The sequence below is a fragment of the Paenibacillus sp. F4 genome (assembly GCF_002894905.1).
In the GTDB taxonomy this organism is placed as follows: domain Bacteria; phylum Bacillota; class Bacilli; order Paenibacillales; family Paenibacillaceae; genus Paenibacillus; species Paenibacillus polymyxa_B.
On the sequence record NZ_POVS01000009.1, the window covers coordinates 464,437 to 482,815 of the forward strand.

20 protein-coding genes and 1 other RNA gene are annotated in these 18,379 nt (G+C 44.2%); 9 read left to right on the forward strand and 12 right to left on the reverse strand.

The window, feature by feature from the left end:
- Positions 1–40: 40 nt before the first annotated feature.
- Positions 41–1,444, reverse strand: a complete 1,404-nt coding sequence (locus tag C1T21_RS09120) for an ammonium transporter (protein WP_029516714.1) — start codon at positions 1,442–1,444, stop codon at positions 41–43.
- Between the two features lie 294 nt (positions 1,445–1,738).
- Here C1T21_RS09120 and C1T21_RS09130 point away from each other — a divergent pair, with 294 nt between their 5' ends.
- Positions 1,739–2,170: a MerR family transcriptional regulator gene (locus C1T21_RS09130; RefSeq protein WP_023988024.1), complete on the forward strand. Its 432-nt coding sequence runs from the start codon at positions 1,739–1,741 to the stop codon at positions 2,168–2,170.
- Positions 2,171–2,209: 39 nt separating this feature from the next.
- On the forward strand, positions 2,210–2,881 hold the full coding sequence (locus tag C1T21_RS09135) for a zinc metallopeptidase (RefSeq protein WP_023988023.1): 672 nt from the start codon (positions 2,210–2,212) through the stop codon (positions 2,879–2,881).
- An 89-nt stretch (positions 2,882–2,970) separates the two neighbouring features.
- On the opposite strand, the gene gltC is transcribed toward C1T21_RS09135, so the two are convergent.
- Positions 2,971–3,909, reverse strand: coding sequence for a glutamate biosynthesis transcriptional regulator GltC (gene gltC, locus C1T21_RS09140; protein WP_039270004.1), 939 nt, complete (start codon positions 3,907–3,909; stop codon positions 2,971–2,973).
- A gap of 98 nt (positions 3,910–4,007) precedes the next feature.
- Complete coding sequence (locus C1T21_RS09145) at positions 4,008–4,631, reverse strand: rhomboid family intramembrane serine protease (protein ID WP_061828599.1); 624 nt, start codon at positions 4,629–4,631, stop codon at positions 4,008–4,010.
- 119 nt (positions 4,632–4,750) lie between these two features.
- Between C1T21_RS09145 and tpx the strand changes: the two genes are divergently transcribed.
- Positions 4,751–5,269 (forward strand): thiol peroxidase, encoded by a 519-nt coding sequence (gene tpx / locus C1T21_RS09150; RefSeq protein ID WP_103048006.1) that lies wholly within the window; start codon positions 4,751–4,753, stop codon positions 5,267–5,269.
- Positions 5,270–5,359: 90 nt separating this feature from the next.
- Here tpx and C1T21_RS09155 read toward each other — a convergent pair whose 3' ends face one another.
- The 4 genes from C1T21_RS09155 to cshA form a co-directional block, all read right to left on the reverse strand.
- A complete protein-coding gene (locus tag C1T21_RS09155) occupies positions 5,360–5,752 on the reverse strand; it encodes a DUF1499 domain-containing protein (RefSeq protein ID WP_103048007.1) in 393 nt (130 codons plus the stop codon).
- Positions 5,753–5,961: 209 nt separating this feature from the next.
- Positions 5,962–6,156: non-coding RNA, 6S RNA (gene ssrS / locus C1T21_RS09160), on the reverse strand.
- 58 nt (positions 6,157–6,214) lie between these two features.
- Positions 6,215–6,976, reverse strand: coding sequence for a YesL family protein (locus C1T21_RS09165; RefSeq protein WP_103048008.1), 762 nt, complete (start codon positions 6,974–6,976; stop codon positions 6,215–6,217).
- Positions 6,977–7,198: 222 nt separating this feature from the next.
- Positions 7,199–8,788 carry a degradosome RNA helicase CshA gene (cshA, locus tag C1T21_RS09170; protein WP_029516709.1) on the reverse strand — a complete coding sequence of 530 codons (1,590 nt, stop codon included), beginning with the start codon at positions 8,786–8,788 and terminating at the stop codon, positions 7,199–7,201.
- Positions 8,789–9,113: 325 nt separating this feature from the next.
- Between cshA and C1T21_RS09175 the strand changes: the two genes are divergently transcribed.
- From C1T21_RS09175 to C1T21_RS09190, 4 genes are all read left to right on the forward strand, one after another.
- Positions 9,114–9,935 (forward strand): YitT family protein, encoded by an 822-nt coding sequence (locus tag C1T21_RS09175; RefSeq protein WP_025722295.1) that lies wholly within the window; start codon positions 9,114–9,116, stop codon positions 9,933–9,935.
- A gap of 172 nt (positions 9,936–10,107) precedes the next feature.
- Complete coding sequence (locus tag C1T21_RS09180; protein WP_080683009.1) at positions 10,108–10,296, forward strand: hypothetical protein; 189 nt, start codon at positions 10,108–10,110, stop codon at positions 10,294–10,296.
- Positions 10,297–10,512: 216 nt separating this feature from the next.
- The gene (locus tag C1T21_RS09185) at positions 10,513–11,691 is read left to right on the forward strand and encodes a putative glycoside hydrolase (RefSeq protein WP_103048009.1); all 1,179 of its coding nucleotides are present in this window, start codon (positions 10,513–10,515) and stop codon (positions 11,689–11,691) included.
- A gap of 196 nt (positions 11,692–11,887) precedes the next feature.
- Positions 11,888–13,258 carry an MATE family efflux transporter gene (locus C1T21_RS09190; RefSeq protein ID WP_103048010.1) on the forward strand — a complete coding sequence of 457 codons (1,371 nt, stop codon included), beginning with the start codon at positions 11,888–11,890 and terminating at the stop codon, positions 13,256–13,258.
- Here C1T21_RS09190 and C1T21_RS09195 read toward each other — a convergent pair.
- From C1T21_RS09195 to C1T21_RS09215, 5 genes are all read right to left on the reverse strand, one after another.
- Positions 13,255–13,464, reverse strand: a complete 210-nt coding sequence (locus tag C1T21_RS09195) for a DUF3906 family protein (protein ID WP_103048011.1) — start codon at positions 13,462–13,464, stop codon at positions 13,255–13,257. The two genes, C1T21_RS09190 and C1T21_RS09195, sit on opposite strands and share 4 nt — an antisense overlap.
- 117 nt (positions 13,465–13,581) lie before the next feature.
- A complete protein-coding gene (gene pfkA, locus C1T21_RS09200) occupies positions 13,582–14,553 on the reverse strand; it encodes a 6-phosphofructokinase (RefSeq protein ID WP_103048012.1) in 972 nt (323 codons plus the stop codon).
- Positions 14,554–14,576: 23 nt separating this feature from the next.
- A complete protein-coding gene (locus C1T21_RS09205) occupies positions 14,577–15,656 on the reverse strand; it encodes a tetraprenyl-beta-curcumene synthase family protein (protein WP_103048013.1) in 1,080 nt (359 codons plus the stop codon).
- Between the two features lie 236 nt (positions 15,657–15,892).
- Positions 15,893–17,308, reverse strand: a complete 1,416-nt coding sequence (locus C1T21_RS09210; RefSeq protein WP_103048014.1) for an MATE family efflux transporter — start codon at positions 17,306–17,308, stop codon at positions 15,893–15,895.
- Positions 17,309–17,516: 208 nt separating this feature from the next.
- Complete coding sequence (locus C1T21_RS09215; RefSeq protein ID WP_013309706.1) at positions 17,517–17,714, reverse strand: cold shock domain-containing protein; 198 nt, start codon at positions 17,712–17,714, stop codon at positions 17,517–17,519.
- Between the two features lie 173 nt (positions 17,715–17,887).
- Here C1T21_RS09215 and C1T21_RS09220 point away from each other — a divergent pair, with 173 nt between their 5' ends.
- Both C1T21_RS09220 and C1T21_RS27845 read left to right on the forward strand, forming a co-directional pair.
- Positions 17,888–18,121, forward strand: coding sequence for a hypothetical protein (locus tag C1T21_RS09220; protein WP_013309704.1), 234 nt, complete (start codon positions 17,888–17,890; stop codon positions 18,119–18,121).
- Positions 18,122–18,128: 7 nt separating this feature from the next.
- Positions 18,129–18,317, forward strand: coding sequence for a hypothetical protein (locus tag C1T21_RS27845; protein ID WP_025715827.1), 189 nt, complete (start codon positions 18,129–18,131; stop codon positions 18,315–18,317).
- Positions 18,318–18,379: the final 62 nt, after the last annotated feature.

An 18,379-nucleotide genomic window follows, 5' to 3' on the forward strand; every position in this document is an offset into this window, starting at 1 on the left:
CTCCTCCGCTCATCCATACTGGTTCTTTATATTTTACATGTTAGTTCACAATTCCAGAACGCTTTTCAGCCTCGGCAACCAACTTCATTTGCTCAGGATAGCCGTACGTACCGTGTTCACTGATATCCAGTCCCATCGTTTCTTCCTCTTCCGTAACGCGGATACCCATAATCGCTTTCATCGCACCCAGAATAATGAAGGAAATGACGAACACGAAAGCCAAGGTGCCAATCAGTCCAAGCAGCTGTACTCCTAATTGGGTAAATCCACCACCATAGAACAGACCCGCTTGACCTACACCTGTTATTTTTACAAGCTCAGGAGTAGCGAAGAACCCTGTGGACACTGCGCCCCACATCCCTGCAACACCATGCACGGAGAAAGCATATACCGGGTCATCTACTCTTGCACGCTCGAACCATTGCGCTGTAAAGAAAGTGACGATCCCTGCAACTGCACCAATGACCAGTGCCGCCCAAGGGGCTACAAAGGCACAAGAACCAGTAATAGCAACCAAAGCCGCCAGCACACCGTTTAGCATAGCAGGAATATCTGCCTTTCCGTATACCATCCAGGATACGAGCAAAGCGAAAACTCCACCTGCCGCAGCAGCAATATTGGTAGTCAAGGCGACATATCCAAAGAATCCGTCGTTCATAGCCGATACAGCACTACCTGGGTTAAACCCAAACCAACCAAACCACAGAATAATAACACCCAAGATAGAGTACACCTGATTATGACCAGGGATAATGTTCGGCTTGCCATCTTTATTGAACTTGCCCAGACGCGGTTTGAGCAGCAGTGTAGCGACGAGTGCCGCCGTAGCGCCTGTCAAATGGACTACCGTCGAACCGGCATAATCCTGCATTCCCAACTTACCAAGCCATCCGCCGCCCCACACCCAGTGAGCTACAACCGGATAGATCACGATAGAGAACAAAATACCGAAGATAATGTATACACTTAATTTTGCACGCTCTGCCATCCCCCCACATGCGATAGAAAGTGATACCGCAGCGAAAGCAAAGTGGAACAAAAACATAATTGTAATCGGAACATCCAGACCTGAAAGAGCATCAAACGATGCAGCAGCATCCGTACCACTCATGAAGAAACCCGTCAGTCCCATAAATCCGTTGCCGCCATCATTACCAAAGCCGAATCCAAATCCAAGTGCCCAGAAGGACAAAGCTGCAACACCCGTGGTGAGAATCGTTTTACCAGCGACATGGCCCGCATTCTTCATTCGTGTCGAGCCTGCCTCCAGCAATGCAAATCCCGCTTGCATAAAAAATACAAGTATAAATGCCAAGAACGTAAAGGCCGTGTTTAGCCCGGCTTGAAGTTGAATATTTGTCGGACCGTCAGCAGCAAACGCACCTACCGGAAAAGCTAATACTGTCAGCATGGCCAATAATACAACTAACCACTTTTTTCTCATGAAGCCCACTCCCTCGAATGTTAAGTTTCTTTACATTTCGTGAAATTCTTATTGTCATTATAATCAGAATACATGAAAGTTGACAAGATTTTTTTTATTATGTTAAAAAAATATGGTCCCAAACACTCCATGTCACATTTACTAACTATAAAAGTAGCTTGTTTCTGTCCAAAAAAAAGCATGACGTTTGACTGTATGGTTGCGAATCATGTAAAATATTCTTTATAAACACTCGTTTGCAAATGCTAATATTGAAGGTTGAACGAAGAGCGCGAGGTGAAGACAGATGGGGATATGAAGCTGTATCGAATTGGTGAGCTAGCCAAGGCGGCTGGTGTCAGCGAACGAACTATTGATTATTACACAAAGCTTGGTTTGATCACACCTGAAGAACGATCATTGAAAAATTATCGACTTTATAATGATGAAACCTTAAACAGGCTTGAACGTATTAACCAAATGAAACAAGAGAAGTATAGCCTTGAGGAAATCAGACAGACACTGATTAAATGGAACTCGGTCGCGGGGGAAGAGCACGTCACTGACAAACTAACGAGTCTAGAGATGCACATGCAGCGTCTAGAACGTGAAGTCAATGAACTACAGCCTCTTTTGGGGCAGCTCAAGCCCGTTCAAGCGCGCAAGTTGCTTACTGGTCTACTACCACAAAGCGCCGCTTGTATCGAAGCTCTGAAGTATCTGCTGGAGCATAGTTCTATGATGTAGATGCCCGGGCTATGATGAACAATAATGGAGGGTTGCTTTATGATGGGTATGTATATATTGATTATTCTTGCGTTCGGATTATCCTTATGGGCGCAATTCCGTGTAAAAGGTACTTTTAATAAATGGTCTGATGTCCCAAATGAAAATGGGTTGACCGGTTATGATGCAGCTCGGCATATGCTGGATCGCAATGGTTTGCATGATGTACCTATTGAACCAGTACCTGGTGCGTTATCTGACCATTATGATCCGATGCAAAGAGTCGTACGGCTGTCCGAGCCCGTTTATTATGAAAAATCCATTTCCGCAGTTGCCGTAGCTTGTCACGAGGTCGGTCATGCCATTCAGCATAAAGAGCATTATCCCATGCTAGCACTCCGTCATCGGATCTTTCCGATCGTAAACTTCGCTTCCGGGATTGCACCGTTTCTGCTGATTGCCGGTTTCTTATTCAGCTACACGAACCTGATTGGCTTGGGTATTATCTTTTTCTCGGCTACTGTTGCCTTTCAATTAATTACATTACCGGTTGAATTTAATGCTTCCAACCGCGCCCGGGAAATTATGGTTTCCGAAGGGTTTATCCGTAGTGATGAAGAACGGGGTATAGCCAAAGTATTAAATGCTGCTGCATTAACTTATGTGGCTGCAGCTCTCGTTTCCTTGCTGGAACTAATCCGCTTAATCGGTATCTTTAACAGCCGGGATTAATTGCTTGTGTTGCAAAAAAGGTTGTTCCTCCACCAAGTTAACGGTAGAGGAACAACCTTTTTTCTTTATCTAAAACCAATCAGCTATACTCACTGCCCTAAATCTGCTTTTGCACTTCCATTCGGAGTAGCAACACTACCTTTAAGACCAAAATATTGCAACAAAAAAGTTCGGAATGACTTTGCAACTAATGGTAGTTTGTCATCTTTGCGATGAATCAAGCCTATAGTTCGCGTGACCTCTGGATCAACAATTGACACTCTTGCAGGTTGAAGCGGGTTGGTCTGAAACAACGCCATTTCAGGCAAAAGACTGACTCCCATACCAGCCGCAACTAATCCGCGAATCGTATCTGTCTCTTCACCTTCAAAAGCAATATCCGGCGTAAATCCTGCCTCCAGACAAGCCTGCCAGACAATCGGGCGTAAGGAATATCCATCTCTGAACAGGATGAATTTTTCTCCTTTAAGCTGACTCAGCGTAATGTGTTTGGCCGTGGCTAAAGGATGATTAGGCGGGAGGACAGCAAACAACTCCTCGGTCAGCACCACATCTCCCTCTACATGATCATGACGATCCGGAAAAGGAGATACAAAAGCCAAATCCACCTCACCTGCTAACACATCACGAATTAAACTCGGGTACATCCCTTGTTTAAATCTAAATTTAACATTGGGATACCGCTTTCGGAATTCAGCCACCACCGTAGGAATAAGATGAATCCCCAAACTGTGCGGAAAACCGATGCGGATTTCGCCCCCCTCAGGATCCAAAAACTCATGAACTTCCAAAACAGCTCGCTCTAGATCTTTTATAATCGTCTCAACCCGTTTGCAAAATAGCTGTCCCACTGGCGTAAGCTGCAAATTGCGACCCTTTTGCATAAAAAGATTAACTCCCAGCTCCTCTTCAAGCTGATGAATTTGCCGACTTACCGCAGATTGCGCCACATGTAGCTCCTCGGCTGCCTGAGTGACATGTTCTTTTTGCGCTACCTTCATGAAGTATTGCAACTGTCGTAATTCCACTCCGATATTCGCTCCAATCTGTTTTTCAACATCGGGAAGAAGACGTCAATCGAACATCATCCTCTTTCTCCCCCTGCTAACTTACGGTAAAACTGTCTTTAGTGACGTTTGCGTTGGCCAGTCAATCTGATCATTAATCCATAAAGGAAAAACCCACTGAGCAATCCCCCGAAGTGAGCAGTCCAGTTAATGTTCGCTACAGCGAAAGAAAACAGGATACCAAACCCAAGCAGCGTGTACAGCGTTTTGCGCGAGGCGTCATCCATCAGTGACCGCTGGAACAGGGCAACGTATAGGAATGCTCCATAGATGCCATAAATCGCTCCTGAGGCTCCTACAGAGACTGTCGTTTCCGCCATCATGTTGTAATGCGCGATGGACAATATGTTCCCTACAATGCCGGTGACCAGATACAATAACACATAGCGGAAGGACCCCAGCAAACGCTCCAGCGGAGGAGCGAATACGAGTATGGCGAAGGAATTGAACAGAAGATGATCAAATCCTGCATGTAAAAACATGGCTGATACATATCGCCACAGCTGATCAGTGAATGGCGCTTCATTAATCAATGCTCCATATCGGATCAGCGTCAAACTATTTTCCGATCCCCCCTGTACGGTGAGTACAATAAACATCACAATATTAATGAGCAAAATCAGACAGGTCACTGGGTAAAACCGCAAATAACTTTTCCAGTTCTCATAGCGTAAAAAAATCAAGGCAATCCTTCCTTCATGGGTGTCTCCACCTTATTCAAATTGGACAATGTCTTTTATAAAAGATTATAATAGATTTCGGCAACGATAACCAATGCTAAAAACCAAGGAGGCTATTACATATGGCACAAGAACGTACAGGAGCTGCTACTTTTAAAGGCAATCCTTTGACTCTCTTAGGTCCTGAACTGAAAATTGGAGATCAGGCGCCTGATTTCAAATTACAGAAAGACCTGTTGGAAACAGCCACACTTCAAGACTTTGCAGGTAAAGTCAAGCTGATCAGCGTTGTTCCTTCTTTGGATACAGGCGTGTGTGACGCACAGACTCGACGTTTTAACCAGGAAGCTGATTCTCTTGGGGATCAAGTCGTGGTGCTGACTGTCAGCGTCGATCTGCCTTTCGCTCAAGCTCGTTGGTGCGGTGCTGCCGGTATCGACCGCGTATTGACACTGTCCGACTATAAGGATCATTCCTTCGGCGAAGCTTATGGTGTGTTCATCAAGGAATTCCATTTGGATCATAGAGCTATTTTTGTAATTGATCAAAATGATAAAATTGCTTACGTAGAATACTTGAGCGAAATGTCCGAACATCCTGACTATGACCAAGCGATTGCAGCAGTGAAAAAACTCGTCTAAATCAGACTGATATTAAAAAAGCGAGTGAAGGGTTACCTTCCTCGCTTTTTTTGACGTTTGTCTGCCACATCACTGCTCACACATCTACAATTACTGAACGACCTTATGAGCGGACAGCTTCTTGTCAATAACAGCGAACAGTTGCAAAATGATGCGGTAATTCGCGCCCAAGTCCCCTAGCGATCCGCGTGAAGCAGAATAAATATCCACTGCACTCCGAACTGGCGAGACGGACAATATAGAAACGGTAATGTCGATGGTTCTACCGAACGCCGTTCGCTTCTCTAACGTAATCTCACCTACGGATGCTACCTCATGAAGTACCTTGTAGCCAGGAATTTTTTTCAAAATAGATGATACTTCTTCCCAAGCCTTGTCTCTCGATAAGTTATAATAGCGTGTCTTCATTTGGGGGTCCTTGACCCGGTCGCTTGTACCTTCTTGGCTGCGCACAATCCCTACCAGAGTCCTCTTCAACGACAAGACATTTCCTCCTTCACGATAATCGTTGCCATAATGCAGCACATCGGTTTTTTCTGCAAGCGCTTTATAAAAACGTTAAACAACAGAAAGTTAACCGACTATACCTGTGGTATACGACCTTAGTACCTCATGTCTTAGTTTAACATTGTTACATACAAAAAACACCCTGTTTCTGCACGAAGCATGAACAGAGTGTATTCATTATCTTTGGAGTACCCGCCGATGCCGTCCGACCATAGCGTCTTCTGAACCTGCTTTAGCAGGTGGGTGACCGCAGAATAAACTTTTGAAGTCCCCTTGTCAGGAATTGACAGGGCTTTTCAGCTATTCATCCGTATAGATCTCCCTAGACATTGTCATTGGTTCAAAACAACAAATGATCGTAACGTGCATCGCAGGATGTGACCTTATTATAGCGCTTCTCACTCAGAAAGTAAATGCTAGGAGAAATATGTTTTATTTTTAGAGGTTATCACTTTTCTTGTCTTCAACGCTTGCCGTATCTTCATCTTTCTGTTTCATCTTTTCCATTTGATCCTGCATTTTGAGGAATGTTCCGTAAAAATTAAAGAAAGCGAACCAGGCAACCACGCTGCCGATGAAGAATAGGAAAAGCACAGGATATTTGACTCCGATAAATATAACAACAGCGCTGCCGAGCATGGTGGAAAATACACGGAATGGTCGAATCAGCGTCAGTAAAACCGCATTTTTAATAATTTGTCCGGTAGACATATGATAATGAGCCACCATCGAAAAGAAGTTAAACATAGACACAAGCAAAATAATGATAAGAATGAGCATAATTACGCCCACGATTTGCAAGTTGCTGAGTTGTGTCATATATACGGTATAATCCACATACATGATGACAAACAGTAACGTGTAAAAGATGCCCCCGATCAGACTCTGCTTATAGTTCTCTTTGTACCCTTTAAAAAAGGTACGAAACACGCCTGTATCGGTATCCCCCATTACCCATTTGCGAACCACTGTGAACATAGCCGATGTGGCTGGAAATAAAGTAAGCGGTGCCAAAACAGCCATCGCCCAATTCATTTGTAAAGATTCATTAGCCAAATTCTGATTCATTACAAGTAGTTTCAGTATGAGGCAGAAAACAAAAGGCGACGAACATAATACCCATAACAAATTTGTAGCCGCCAGTCGGGTAATCCACTCGGTTAGGCGGTAAATACCACCCATAGCTCCTTTAAACTCCAATGTCAGTCTCTCCCTCCGCAAGCCTTGGCAGTTCCAAGACTCATGTTGCTATGCCTATAAATTCCGGCTCTTGACTATATCATACCGTATTTCAGCCCTAATACGCCAGAGAAATCAATACGTGACCCATTAAAGCAGATCGCTAAAAGGTTCATTCATACTGATCAATCATAACAAAAAAGCCGAAGCTTCATCTGCTTCGACTTTTCATTATTTCATTTCTTATTCGGAAGAGGAATCTTCACGTCTTGCAGGACGACGAGTTTCTCCATTGCTGCTCGGGCGTGGTTTGCGATCTCCACTGTAGCGGCTTCCGGAATCACGGTTGTAGCCACCGCCTTCTTTGCCACGGTTATAACCGCCATATCCACCTTTACTCCCACTACCGCCGCTACCGCCAGAACGGTTGGAATTGTAACCACCGTTGCTGCGACCGCTATAGTTAGAAGGCTTGCGACCGCCAGAACGCACGTCTGGTTTACGACGTTTTGCACGGATCGGATCTTCTGGAGTCAGTTCAATCGATGCTTCTCTCTTCTCACCAGTCATCAGCTTCAGAGCTGCGGAAAGAAGTTGTACAGAATCATATTGCTCCAGCATTTGAATAGCCAAACCTTTATACTCGTTCAACTCACCGCTTTCTACAGCCTCTAAGAGACGTTCAGCAATGATACGTTGTTTGCCTTCCAGAGCTTCAGCCAACGTTGGAAGCGGCTTGCGTGGAATGCGGTGACGAGTTACACGTTCGATAAAGTGCAAATGGTCAATTTCACGAGGCGTTACGAAAGACCAAGCTTCCCCTTCTTTACCTGCACGTCCAGTACGTCCAATACGGTGAACATAGCTTTCTGGATCTTGCGGAAGGTCAAAGTTCACAACGTGAGTTACGCCGGAAACGTCCAAACCACGAGCAGCTACGTCAGTCGCTACGAGCACGTCGATGCTTCCGTCACGGAATTTACGCATTACAGCATCACGTTGGTTTTGAGACAAGTCACCATGCAAACCGTCTGCAGAATATCCGCGTTTTTGCAGAGCTTCAGCCAGCTCGTCTACCCGACGCTTGGTACGACCAAATACGATAGCAAGTTCTGGGGATTCCATGTCGATCAAACGGCTCAATGCTTCGAATTTTTGACGCTCAGGAACTTCGATATAGGCCTGATCAATCAGTGGAGCACTAACTTGTTTAGGAATAACTGAAACATGCTCAGGATTTTTGAGGAATTGCTCAGCCAATCTTTTAATATTAGGAGGCATTGTAGCCGAGAAAAGCATCGTTTGACGCTCGTCTGGAACTTGCTTCAGAATGGATTGAATATCTTCCATGAAGCCCATATCCAACATTTCATCTGCTTCATCCAAAACAACTGTGTTTACATCTTCCAGCTTGATGGTTTTGCGATTAATATGGTCAAGCAAGCGTCCTGGCGTACCAATAATAATTTGAGGTTTCTTTTTCAAAGCACGAATCTGGCGTACGATATCTTGTCCACCATAGATTGGCAAAGTACGAAGACCTTTGAAACGGGAGAGTTTTTCGATTTCTTCAGCTACCTGGATAGCAAGCTCACGTGTTGGTGCCATGATCAGGGCTCTGATTTTTTCGTCGCTTCTAGAAATTTTGTTGATCAGCGGAATACCAAACGCAGCGGTTTTACCAGTACCTGTTTGGGCTTGGCCAATCATGTCTCTGCCTTGCAGTGCAATCGGGATGGATTGGGATTGAATTGGTGTTGCTTCTTCAAAGCCCAGTTCTGTAATCGCCTGAATTACTTTCGGTTCAAGATCAAATTCTGCAAATGTCGTCAAATTTATTCAAACTCCTTCATAATGGTGGATGTGGTGGACAATCCACAATGTTGTCTGTATTCTTAAGTAGCGATATTATTGTATAAGTTTGCCCCAATACAGTGACAGTTTATTTAGACCTATAACTGTATCTTTCTGTAATGAATTTGGGGAACCTATCCGATACATCTTAAACGAATTTATCCTTTTTAAAACAGTTTAAATTTTAAGTGTTTCTCTGGACATAGGTCCCTACTCAAGAATATCCACATCGCATTATAGCACAGAACAATTCATGAATACCAGCAAGTTGCTTCCCGTATAATTTAAATGAGGTGAAAATAAGTTGTTAAAAATAGTGTTAAACTGCTTAACTGTCATTCTTGGAGCCGCTGCCATTGCATGCGGTTTTAATCTGTTTCTCGTGCCACACCACTTGCTGAGCGGGGGAGTAGCCGGTCTTTCCATGTTAATTGGCTACTTCACAAAATTTGATATCAGCGCGATGTATTTTATTATCAATATCCCGATGCTTATTGCAGGCTGGTTTATTTTAGGCAAGCGTTTTATTAGCCTGAGCATTTTATCCGTTGTCGTTACAACGTGGATTTTGGCGTGGGTACCGGTGCAATCTGTCGTGTCGGACCCCCTACTAGCCTCCGTTTTTGGTGGGGTGATGATCGGCGTAGGAGCAGGAATTTCCTTTCGGGTAGGGGGGTCTACGGGCGGTTTTGACATTATCGGTTCCATCGTCACTCGTTATCGTGACTTCCCCGTAGGAACTGTACTTGTTGGCATGAATGGACTGGTCATTCTTGCAGCAGGATATTTGAACGATGATTGGAATATTGCACTTGCGTCGATGCTATCTATTTTTGTGACTGGCAAGGTATTGGATCAAATCTATGTCAGTCACACGAAGATTACCGTCTACATTATTACAGAACACACCGACAAGCTACTGGAGCGGATGTTGACCACACCTCGCGGTGTTAGCAAAATAAAAATTGAAGGCGCATTTTCACATACCGAAAAGGATATGCTGATGACTGTCACGACACGCTACGAGCTAGTTGAATTAAAACGGATCATTAAAGAAGTGGACCCTTCAGCTTTTGTCAATATTGTGGAAACAGTTGGGGTGATGGGTTCATTTCGCCGAAGATAAGCACAAACCCAAGTGTCAAAATACAGTTTCTGTGGTACACTATATGTGCGCTGTTCCCATAGTATATAAAGACCAGCTTTACCTGCTATTTCACAGGCACTTTGCTTTTCCGAATCGTATTGAATGATTCTTTTGGAATGATTCCGAGCAGGAAAGGGTGATTTTTGTGGAAATGGAAACGGTAAAACTGTCCGACATTGTCTTAAGATGGTACCCGGAAATGCTTCCTTCTCTCAAAAAGGATGAGCTGAACTCGATGATTGTGCTTCGGGACGGGATGGCCATACTCAAGCCAACGGATGCGCTAGAAATTATTCAGTACAGTATTTGCGAGCATCAAGACAATAATTATCTTCAATAAATTTCTTTACCAAGTGCCGCTTCTTCCGGTTGCATCTACAACCGCGAAGAGAGCGGCATTATTTATGTATTTTTATGGATTCAATGAACACGTGATGGGTTAATCATGTAAGACTGTGCCTGATGATTCCAGTATTGGTTACAAGCGTGTTGTTTTTCGATACATAACTTTACGTATAATCAGGTAAGCGACATACATAAGGGAGAGAGTTAGGAAATGAATATGATTTGGGCAATTATGCTATTGGCGATGGGGATAGGCGGAAACGGGGATCAGTCAGCCAACGCTCCAAATGTAAAAGATACGGTGGCAACAACAATTAGCAGCGCCATGATTCAGGCTCAGCACAATAATACGAAGGTGGATGCCTCCAATCCTCCAGTTAAAATTGACCCACAACCGACGACTCCTGCTATCAAGGGCATCTATGTCACAGCTTATAGCGCAGGCGGAACGCGTATGACCCAGTTGCTTGAACTGCTTGACAAGACAGAGCTCAATTCTATGGTTATTGATATTAAGGACGATGCAGGTTACATTACTTATCCAACGACCAATCCCGAGCTGCTCAAACTGGGTAAGCCGCAAAAATTCATTCGAGATATTTCCGGTTTGATGGACCGATTAAAAAAGCATAATGTTTACCCGATTGCTCGTATTGTCGTATTTAAAGATACGGTACTGGCCAACAAAAATCCCGAGATGTCTTTCCGTAATCCTGACGGCTCTGTCTGGAAAAACGGCAAAGGAGACGGGTTCGTCAATCCCTATAATAAAGAAGTATGGGATTATAATATCGCCATCGCTAAGGAAGCAGCCAAACTTGGTTTTAAGGAAATTCAATTTGACTATGTTCGTTTCCCCGAAGGCTTTGAGAAAAGAGCAGACAAGCTGAAATATACTAAATCAGATCATTCCCGCTCGGATGCAGTCGCTGAATTCGTACAATATGCCCGCAAAGAGCTTGCTCCATTAGGTGTACGAGTATCGGTAGATATTTTCGGATATGCTGCATCCGTTCCTGCTGCGGAGGGAATCGGACAGGATTTCACTAAAATCTCCGAAAATGTGGATGTCATTTCGCCCATGGTTTATCCAAGTCACTACACCACAGGCTGGTTCGGTGTAAAAGACCCCGATAAGAATCCTTACCAGACGATTAAAGGCTCTATGGCCGATACACACAAAAAGCTCGATCCGACGGGCAAGCTAAAGCCAATTATTCGTCCTTGGATCCAGGATTTTACCGCAAGTTGGTTGGGGAGCGGACATTATGCCAAGTATGGGAAAACTCAAGTAGAGGACCAGATACGAGCGCTTAAGGATATGAAAGTGGATGAATATTTACTCTGGAATGCCACAAACCGCTATACAAGCGGAGTAACTTACAAATAATTTATCTCTCCGGACTTTTTATTATTTTATATAAAATTTAGAAATTATATCATTATTTCAAAGGCTGTCCCGTTGTTTGGCGAACGGGTGCAGTCTTTTTTATTACTGTTCAAATATAGCGGTATCCCTTACAATAAATACTTACATGTTATGATATATACGAATAATGAATCCCTAGTAAATGAGGAAAACAAAAATGCAATTGACTCTAACAACGGGGCAGAAATGGAAGCAGCTTTTCTACATTTTGCTCCCTATCCTGATTACCCAGCTTGCACTATCTGCCATGACTTTTTTCGATACGAATATGTCAGGGCACTTTTCCCCTGCTGATCTGGCTGGAGTAGCCATTGGAGTAAGTCTGTGGATTCCTGTACAAACAGGCCTTAACGGAATACTTATGGCTATCACACCTATTGTATCTCAATTAGTGGGAGCACAGCGCAAAGATAAAGTCTCCTACTATGTCATTCAAGCACTTTGGCTCTCTCTCGCCCTGTCTATGATCGTTTTGATTGCTGGCATCATTTTGGTCAAACCTATTTTGAACGGTATGAACTTGGAACTTAGAGTTCATAATGTGGCCCTATACTACCTTTGTGCCATGGCCTTCGGGATTGTTCCTCTATTTGCCTACACTGTACTCCGAAGCTTTATGGATGCATTGGGACAAACCCGCTTTACGATGTTCATCACGCTCATGTCGTTACCCATCAATGTATTGTTGAACTATCTTCTTATTTATGGAAACTGGGGTTTTCCGCGTCTGGGAGGTGTAGGCTCCGGAGTGGCAACGGCAACCACCTACTGGATCATCATGCTGGTCGCCGGTATCACTGCGCATCGTGGAAGAATATTTGCCGAATACCGAATCTTCAGCAAAATATACGGGATTGCTGCTGGTGCTTTGAAAGAGCTCATCAAGATTGGCGTACCGATTGGATTTGCTATATTTTTTGAGACTGCCGTCTTTTCAGCCGTCACTCTCTTCATGAGCAGCTATAATACAGCTACCATAGCCGCACATCAGGCCGCCATGAACTTTGCATCTACGCTGTATATGATTCCTCTCAGCATTTGCATGGCACTTACGATTCTAGTTGGCTATGAAACCGGAGCTACTCGTCCGCGGGATGCCAAAGTTTATAGTGTAATGGGGATTAGCAGCGCAGTAGGTCTATCACTGATTACAGCTATTGTACTGCTTATCTGGGGTGAACAGGTCGCTCGACTTTACTCCACCGATCCGCAGGTCATTCAATTGGCACAGCATTTTCTAATCTATGCGATCTTCTTTCAGATATCCGATGCTGTCGCTACACCTACACAAGGGGCGCTACGCGGGTATAAAGACGTCAATCCAGCCTTTTTGCTCACATTCCTCTCCTATTGGGTCATTGGGCTTCCTGTAGGATATATAATGGCACGCTGGACTTCACTAGGGCCCTACGGCTACTGGATCGGTTTGATAACAGGGTTGGCAGTAGGCGCTATTTTACTTCTCTGGCGTCTGGTAAAAGTACAACGTCGTTTCTCCGAAAAAAAACAACACGCAGAGGCTATTTAGCCTTTGCGTGTCTCGATTACATATGCTGCGCCTAAAGTTATTCGTTTTTTCTCCACAATAGCCACTTCGTTCAGCTTGGGAGGATATAGAAAGTGTCTCTCCACATGTTGTTCAATCTCTTCAAATGCCTGTACTTCATTTTCAGCAGCGACAATGACGGTCAGCGCTCCTTCCGAACTGTCCACTTCGATTTTGAATAGGTACATATATGACTACCTCCCGATAGGACTCAAAGCTAAAAAAATAGCGGATGACTCGGGTCATCCGCATAATTTTGATCATTTCCAATATCAGAGCCGATCTATTTTACATAAAGGCTCTTATTATTGGGACAAACGCAAGGCCAGCTCATAAAGCTCCATATTGAAATCTTTTTTGGTATTTACAACCTTGTCAATATCTGTAGCTACCAACTTACCGTTGATCATTCCGCAAGCCTTGTCAGATATGCCCTCGATCAATTGGCGAACAGCAAAGTCACCCAAACGGCTCGCCAAGTTGCGGTCAAACGCTGTTGGTGTGCCTCCACGTTGGATGTGTCCAAGCACTGTAACACGAGGCTCATAATCCGGACAGTTTTCTTGGATAACTTGTGCTACTGTTTCGCCTTTGCCTACACCCTCAGCAACGATAATGATACTGTGGCGTTTGCCATGCTTAAAGTTTTGTTTCATCCGATCGGAAACTTCATTCAGGTCAAATTCTACCTCAGGCACCAAAATCGTTTCTGCGCCAGAAGCCAGACCCGCATGCAGAGCAATATCACCACAATGACGTCCCATAACTTCCACGATGGAAGAACGTTCATGGGATGACATCGTATCACGCAGCTTGTTGATTGCGTCCACTACGATACTAACCGCTGTATCAAAACCAATAGTGTAGTCCGTGAAGGAAATGTCATTGTCAATCGTACCCGGAAGACACATCGTTTTAATGCCTTGCTTGGTCAGTTTGTTAGCTCCTTGGTAGGAACCGTCGCCACCAATCACGACTACGCCGTCAATTCCACGGTTACGCAAAATTTGAGCGCCTTTTTTCTGCCCTTCTTCAGTCGTAAATTCCAGGCATCTTGCAGATTGAAGTACAGTTCCCCCACGTTGGATAATATCTCCGACGCTTCTCAGATCCATTGGAAAAATATCGTCGTTCAAAAGGCCTTGATAACCACGTTGAATCCCGAATACTTCCAGTCCAAAATACAATCCGCTACGTACGACGGCGCGAACTGCCGCGTTCATCCCTTGTGAATCTCCACCACTTGTTAATACTGCAATTTTCTTAACTGCTGTCATGATTTATGACCTCCTCAAAATAATCATATAAGCCTTCTTATCCATCGACTGTTTAATATGAAAAACAAACGCATGAGCGGACTATTTTTCATTAAACGTCTCGAAACAGCGCGAACGTCCTGCTGCTCGCTAACTTTAGGGTCGGATAAATATAAAGCCAGCAATCCCTCGATAATCATCCGGTGAAAGGAGCTGGCAGGGACATCTGCAATATCAGCCCGCGCCCGATTCACAACGTAGGCGATCCGGTCTAGCATCATGTCGGTATCTTCATAATAATTGCAAAAGTTAAGATCTCCGCCCTTCCGGTCTTCGTCTTGATCGATTAGATAATCCAGCAAAATATGAAGACTGCACACATGTGGAAAATACGATGCATGTATTGAGGCAGCCCCTGCATCTGTCAGATGCTGGTCGCTGGCAGCAAGAAACAGCATAAAGACCCCCAGAGTTGAACCGGTAGCCGCAGCAAACTCATTCCAGCGCAACTCTGGTGTACGATCTTTATGAAGCGACCACCAGTCCAAAAGCGCTTGTTCCCGCAGCTCGGGTTTTATATGCTTGTATACTTGCAAATCCGTGTATAATCGCGCCAAATCCTGAACGTAAGGCATTGCCGCCTCATAGCCCGGAAGCCTGCTTACACAAGACTGACAGGTTGTCACCAGCCCGGTCAAATAACCGCCATCCTCCTGCTCACGACGCAACTCATAATAATTCACTGGCCTAGCCGTCGGATTAACCGCATCCAGCATAGCCTGATGCAACAGCCTGAAATCATCCGGGTCCATGGACGTACTGCGATCACACAGGTTGTCCAGATAATCACTAATGGTCTGATACGCTACGATCAGCGGAATTAGCGTCTGCCGGGCAGACATATTGGCTGCGGCATAAACCGCCCCACCCACGCAGTGAAACGTCTTATCCGCTATGCTCGCAAGCGCCTGGCTTCGCAGCTCAGGGTCCGGAATTTGTTCGGCCTTGCTCTTCCAGTTACTCAATTCTAGTTTCGTTTCAGGGAGAATGTGCTTGTACATTCGGCTCATTAGACCTATGGGGTCTCTCGGTACTTGATAACGTCCTTGCTCAACATAACTCAAATGACGGTGCCTCCACATTGTTGTCTACGTAATTATACCTATCCAAACCATATCCATTATAATATGATCGTCCTTTTAGCACAAATGAACAACCTCACTTTTTTCTTTAAAATTCAAGAAAATGAGCTATTCTTACAAAAAGACTTTATACCTGTAATGTTTTATTAGTCAAAAATAGGAGTTACACAAAATCTATCCTTATAAGACTTTAATCGCAAATAGTATAAATGGCCTACCTATCCCTTGTCCTCTGCTGGTTTCACCCCTTGGATTCCCTCTCCCATGCTTGCCTGCTTCCATTTCCCGAAAGCATAATAGAAAATGACTGCTACGGCAGAGATAGCAAAACCAACAGGAAAACTCCACCATACAGCATCTAGACCATACTCATCAACAAATACATAGGCCAAAGGTATACGAATGCCCCATAATGAAATAATGGTAATTAAAAGCGGTATCATTACAGAACCCGTTGATCGAACAACACCTGTAATGACATTGGTAACACCGAATATAACAAAAGACCACAAAGTGATCAGATTAATCCGCATACCCAATTCCAATGCCCCCCCTGTAGAAGGAAGGAACATGAGCAAGGCCTGACGGTTAAACACGTAAATTAATACCACAGCTCCACCAGTCAACACAAAATTATACACAATCCCAATCCGGGTTGTCATGCGCACTCGATCCCAACGTCCGGCTCCGATATTTTGAGCGGCAAAAGAAGATACAGCTGCACCTAACGCCATTGCTGGCATCTGCACATAGCTAGACAAATTATTGGCTGCTGTATAAGCTGCTGTTGCCACTGTTCCGTAGCCATTAATCAGATTCATCAAAGCAATCGCGCTGGTGGAGACAGCAATCATTTGCAACCCCATCGGCACTCCCTTACGGATTAGGGTCCAAATAATCTTCCAATCAAATCTGAGTAAATGAAGCTCTGAAGAAGTAATGCGCAAAAAATATTTTACTCGATATAGGTAAATGAGGATCAACACAAAGCTGATCCCTTGAGCGATCAGGGTAGCAGTAGCGGAACCTCCAATGCCCATAGCAGGAATCGGTCCCCATCCGAATATTAACAGCGGGTTGAGTAGTACATCCAGTACGACGGAAACAATTAGAAAATAAAATGGTGTTTTGGAATCTCCAGCCCCTCTCATTACAGTCATGATGTAGTTATAGCCGTACAAAAAGGGCATGCCTGCGAAAATAATACGTGTATACGTGATCGCCATATCCACCGATTCGGTAGGTGTATTGAGTACATGAAGAATCCAAGGCGCACTCAAAAATCCTATAATACCTATAGCAAAAGCGAGCACCAGAAAAAAGACTGCACTTGTACCTACTACACGCTTGGTTTCAGCTACGTCTCCTGCTCCGATATTTTGTCCGATCATAATAGTAGCAGCCATGGTGACGCCAAAAATCGAACTGATAAGAAAAAACATTATAATATTTCCGTTGGAAGCGGCAGTCAATGCGGCCTCTCCCAGAAACTTCCCAACCCAGATCGAATTGATCGTTCCATTCAGGGATTGCAGAATGTTTCCGAACAGCATCGGCAAAGAGAACATAAACAGCGTTTTGGCAATAGGACCTTCAATCAGGGAAGGCTTACGACTAGCCTCTGCTGCACTCATTTTCTCAACTCCTTCAATTTGAAATGTCTTCTGCCTAGTTTTATTACGTATAATACCCTATTCCTGCTCAATCTTCTCATATCATAAACGTATTTACGCAAAAAAGCGCAGTCCCTTAAATTAAAGGAACTGCGCTCTCAATTCATAGTTTAACCGTAATATATAAGACATCCGTAGAAACGGAACCATTCTTACAATTCAGTTACACTTACAGTTTGATTACGTTAGCTGCTTGGGGTCCACGGTTACCTTCAGTAATTTCGAATTCAACCGCTTGACCTTCTTCCAAAGTTTTAAAGCCGTCGCCTTGGATTGCGGAGAAATGTACGAATACGTCCTCGCCACCATCCATTTGAATGAAGCCATAACCTTTTTCTGCGTTAAACCATTTAACTGTACCTTTCAAGTGAACAACCTCCTAAAAATACCGCCATCTATGGCGAATATCCATATTATACTTCATGCTTTTTCACAATGCAATTGATGTTTTTCCTGGTTTTTCGGGCTGGAATGATTTGCTTTTGCGGCGGAAACTGCGGTATCATGAACCAAAACATCTATAAAATCGGAGACATGCATATGATGAAAAAACACGAAATATACAAAAAAGACAATTGGAACATGATGACTGTCGAGGTGCAGGGCCGTTACATCGTTCTACGGGAAATATCCGATGATTGGGGCGAGGAAGCCCACACGTTTTTAAGCCGTCCGGCGCTGATGCATTGGGCTCAAAATCGGTTTCCCAAGCAGTCCTTTCAAGATAATGAGGAAGAGTGGCAGCGGATCATGAACGCTTTCAAACAGGTCTAGCCTATTCATGGTGTCCAACAGCTATCTCATCTTCATTATTCTGGCCTTCACGCTGGGCGGAGTGCTGATCATGAAGCGTGATACGATACCGACTCCTCTCAAAAAGTGGATGGCCCTCACTGCTGTAATCATGGTTTGCCTTGCCTTTTATCTCATTGTATACAGCTTATTAAATATAGGTTCCAACCCACAGTAGGGAAAATTATACTTTCGGGCGTAAGAGGTCATACTATGGCATACAAGCCATGGTATAAGGAG

Excerpts from the sequence above, each read along its gene's own strand:
- C1T21_RS09190 (WP_103048010.1), top strand. The coding sequence starts at position 11,888 with ATGCAATTGACTCTAACAACGGGGCAGAAATGGAAGCAGCTTTTCTAC.
- tpx (WP_103048006.1), top strand. The coding sequence starts at position 4,751 with ATGGCACAAGAACGTACAGGAGCTGCTACTTTTAAAGGCAATCCTTTG.
- C1T21_RS09220 (WP_013309704.1), top strand. The coding sequence starts at position 17,888 with ATGATGAAAAAACACGAAATATACAAAAAAGACAATTGGAACATGATG.
- C1T21_RS09130 (WP_023988024.1), top strand. The coding sequence starts at position 1,739 with ATGAAGCTGTATCGAATTGGTGAGCTAGCCAAGGCGGCTGGTGTCAGC.
- C1T21_RS09135 (WP_023988023.1), top strand. The coding sequence starts at position 2,210 with ATGATGGGTATGTATATATTGATTATTCTTGCGTTCGGATTATCCTTA.
- C1T21_RS27845 (WP_025715827.1), top strand. The coding sequence starts at position 18,129 with ATGGTGTCCAACAGCTATCTCATCTTCATTATTCTGGCCTTCACGCTG.
- C1T21_RS09195 (WP_103048011.1), bottom strand. The coding sequence starts at position 13,464 with ATGTACCTATTCAAAATCGAAGTGGACAGTTCGGAAGGAGCGCTGACC.
- pfkA (WP_103048012.1), bottom strand. The coding sequence starts at position 14,553 with ATGACAGCAGTTAAGAAAATTGCAGTATTAACAAGTGGTGGAGATTCA.
- C1T21_RS09180 (WP_080683009.1), top strand. The coding sequence starts at position 10,108 with ATGGAAACGGTAAAACTGTCCGACATTGTCTTAAGATGGTACCCGGAA.
- C1T21_RS09120 (WP_029516714.1), bottom strand. The coding sequence starts at position 1,444 with ATGAGAAAAAAGTGGTTAGTTGTATTATTGGCCATGCTGACAGTATTA.
- C1T21_RS09210 (WP_103048014.1), bottom strand. The coding sequence starts at position 17,308 with ATGAGTGCAGCAGAGGCTAGTCGTAAGCCTTCCCTGATTGAAGGTCCT.
- C1T21_RS09185 (WP_103048009.1), top strand. The coding sequence starts at position 10,513 with ATGAATATGATTTGGGCAATTATGCTATTGGCGATGGGGATAGGCGGA.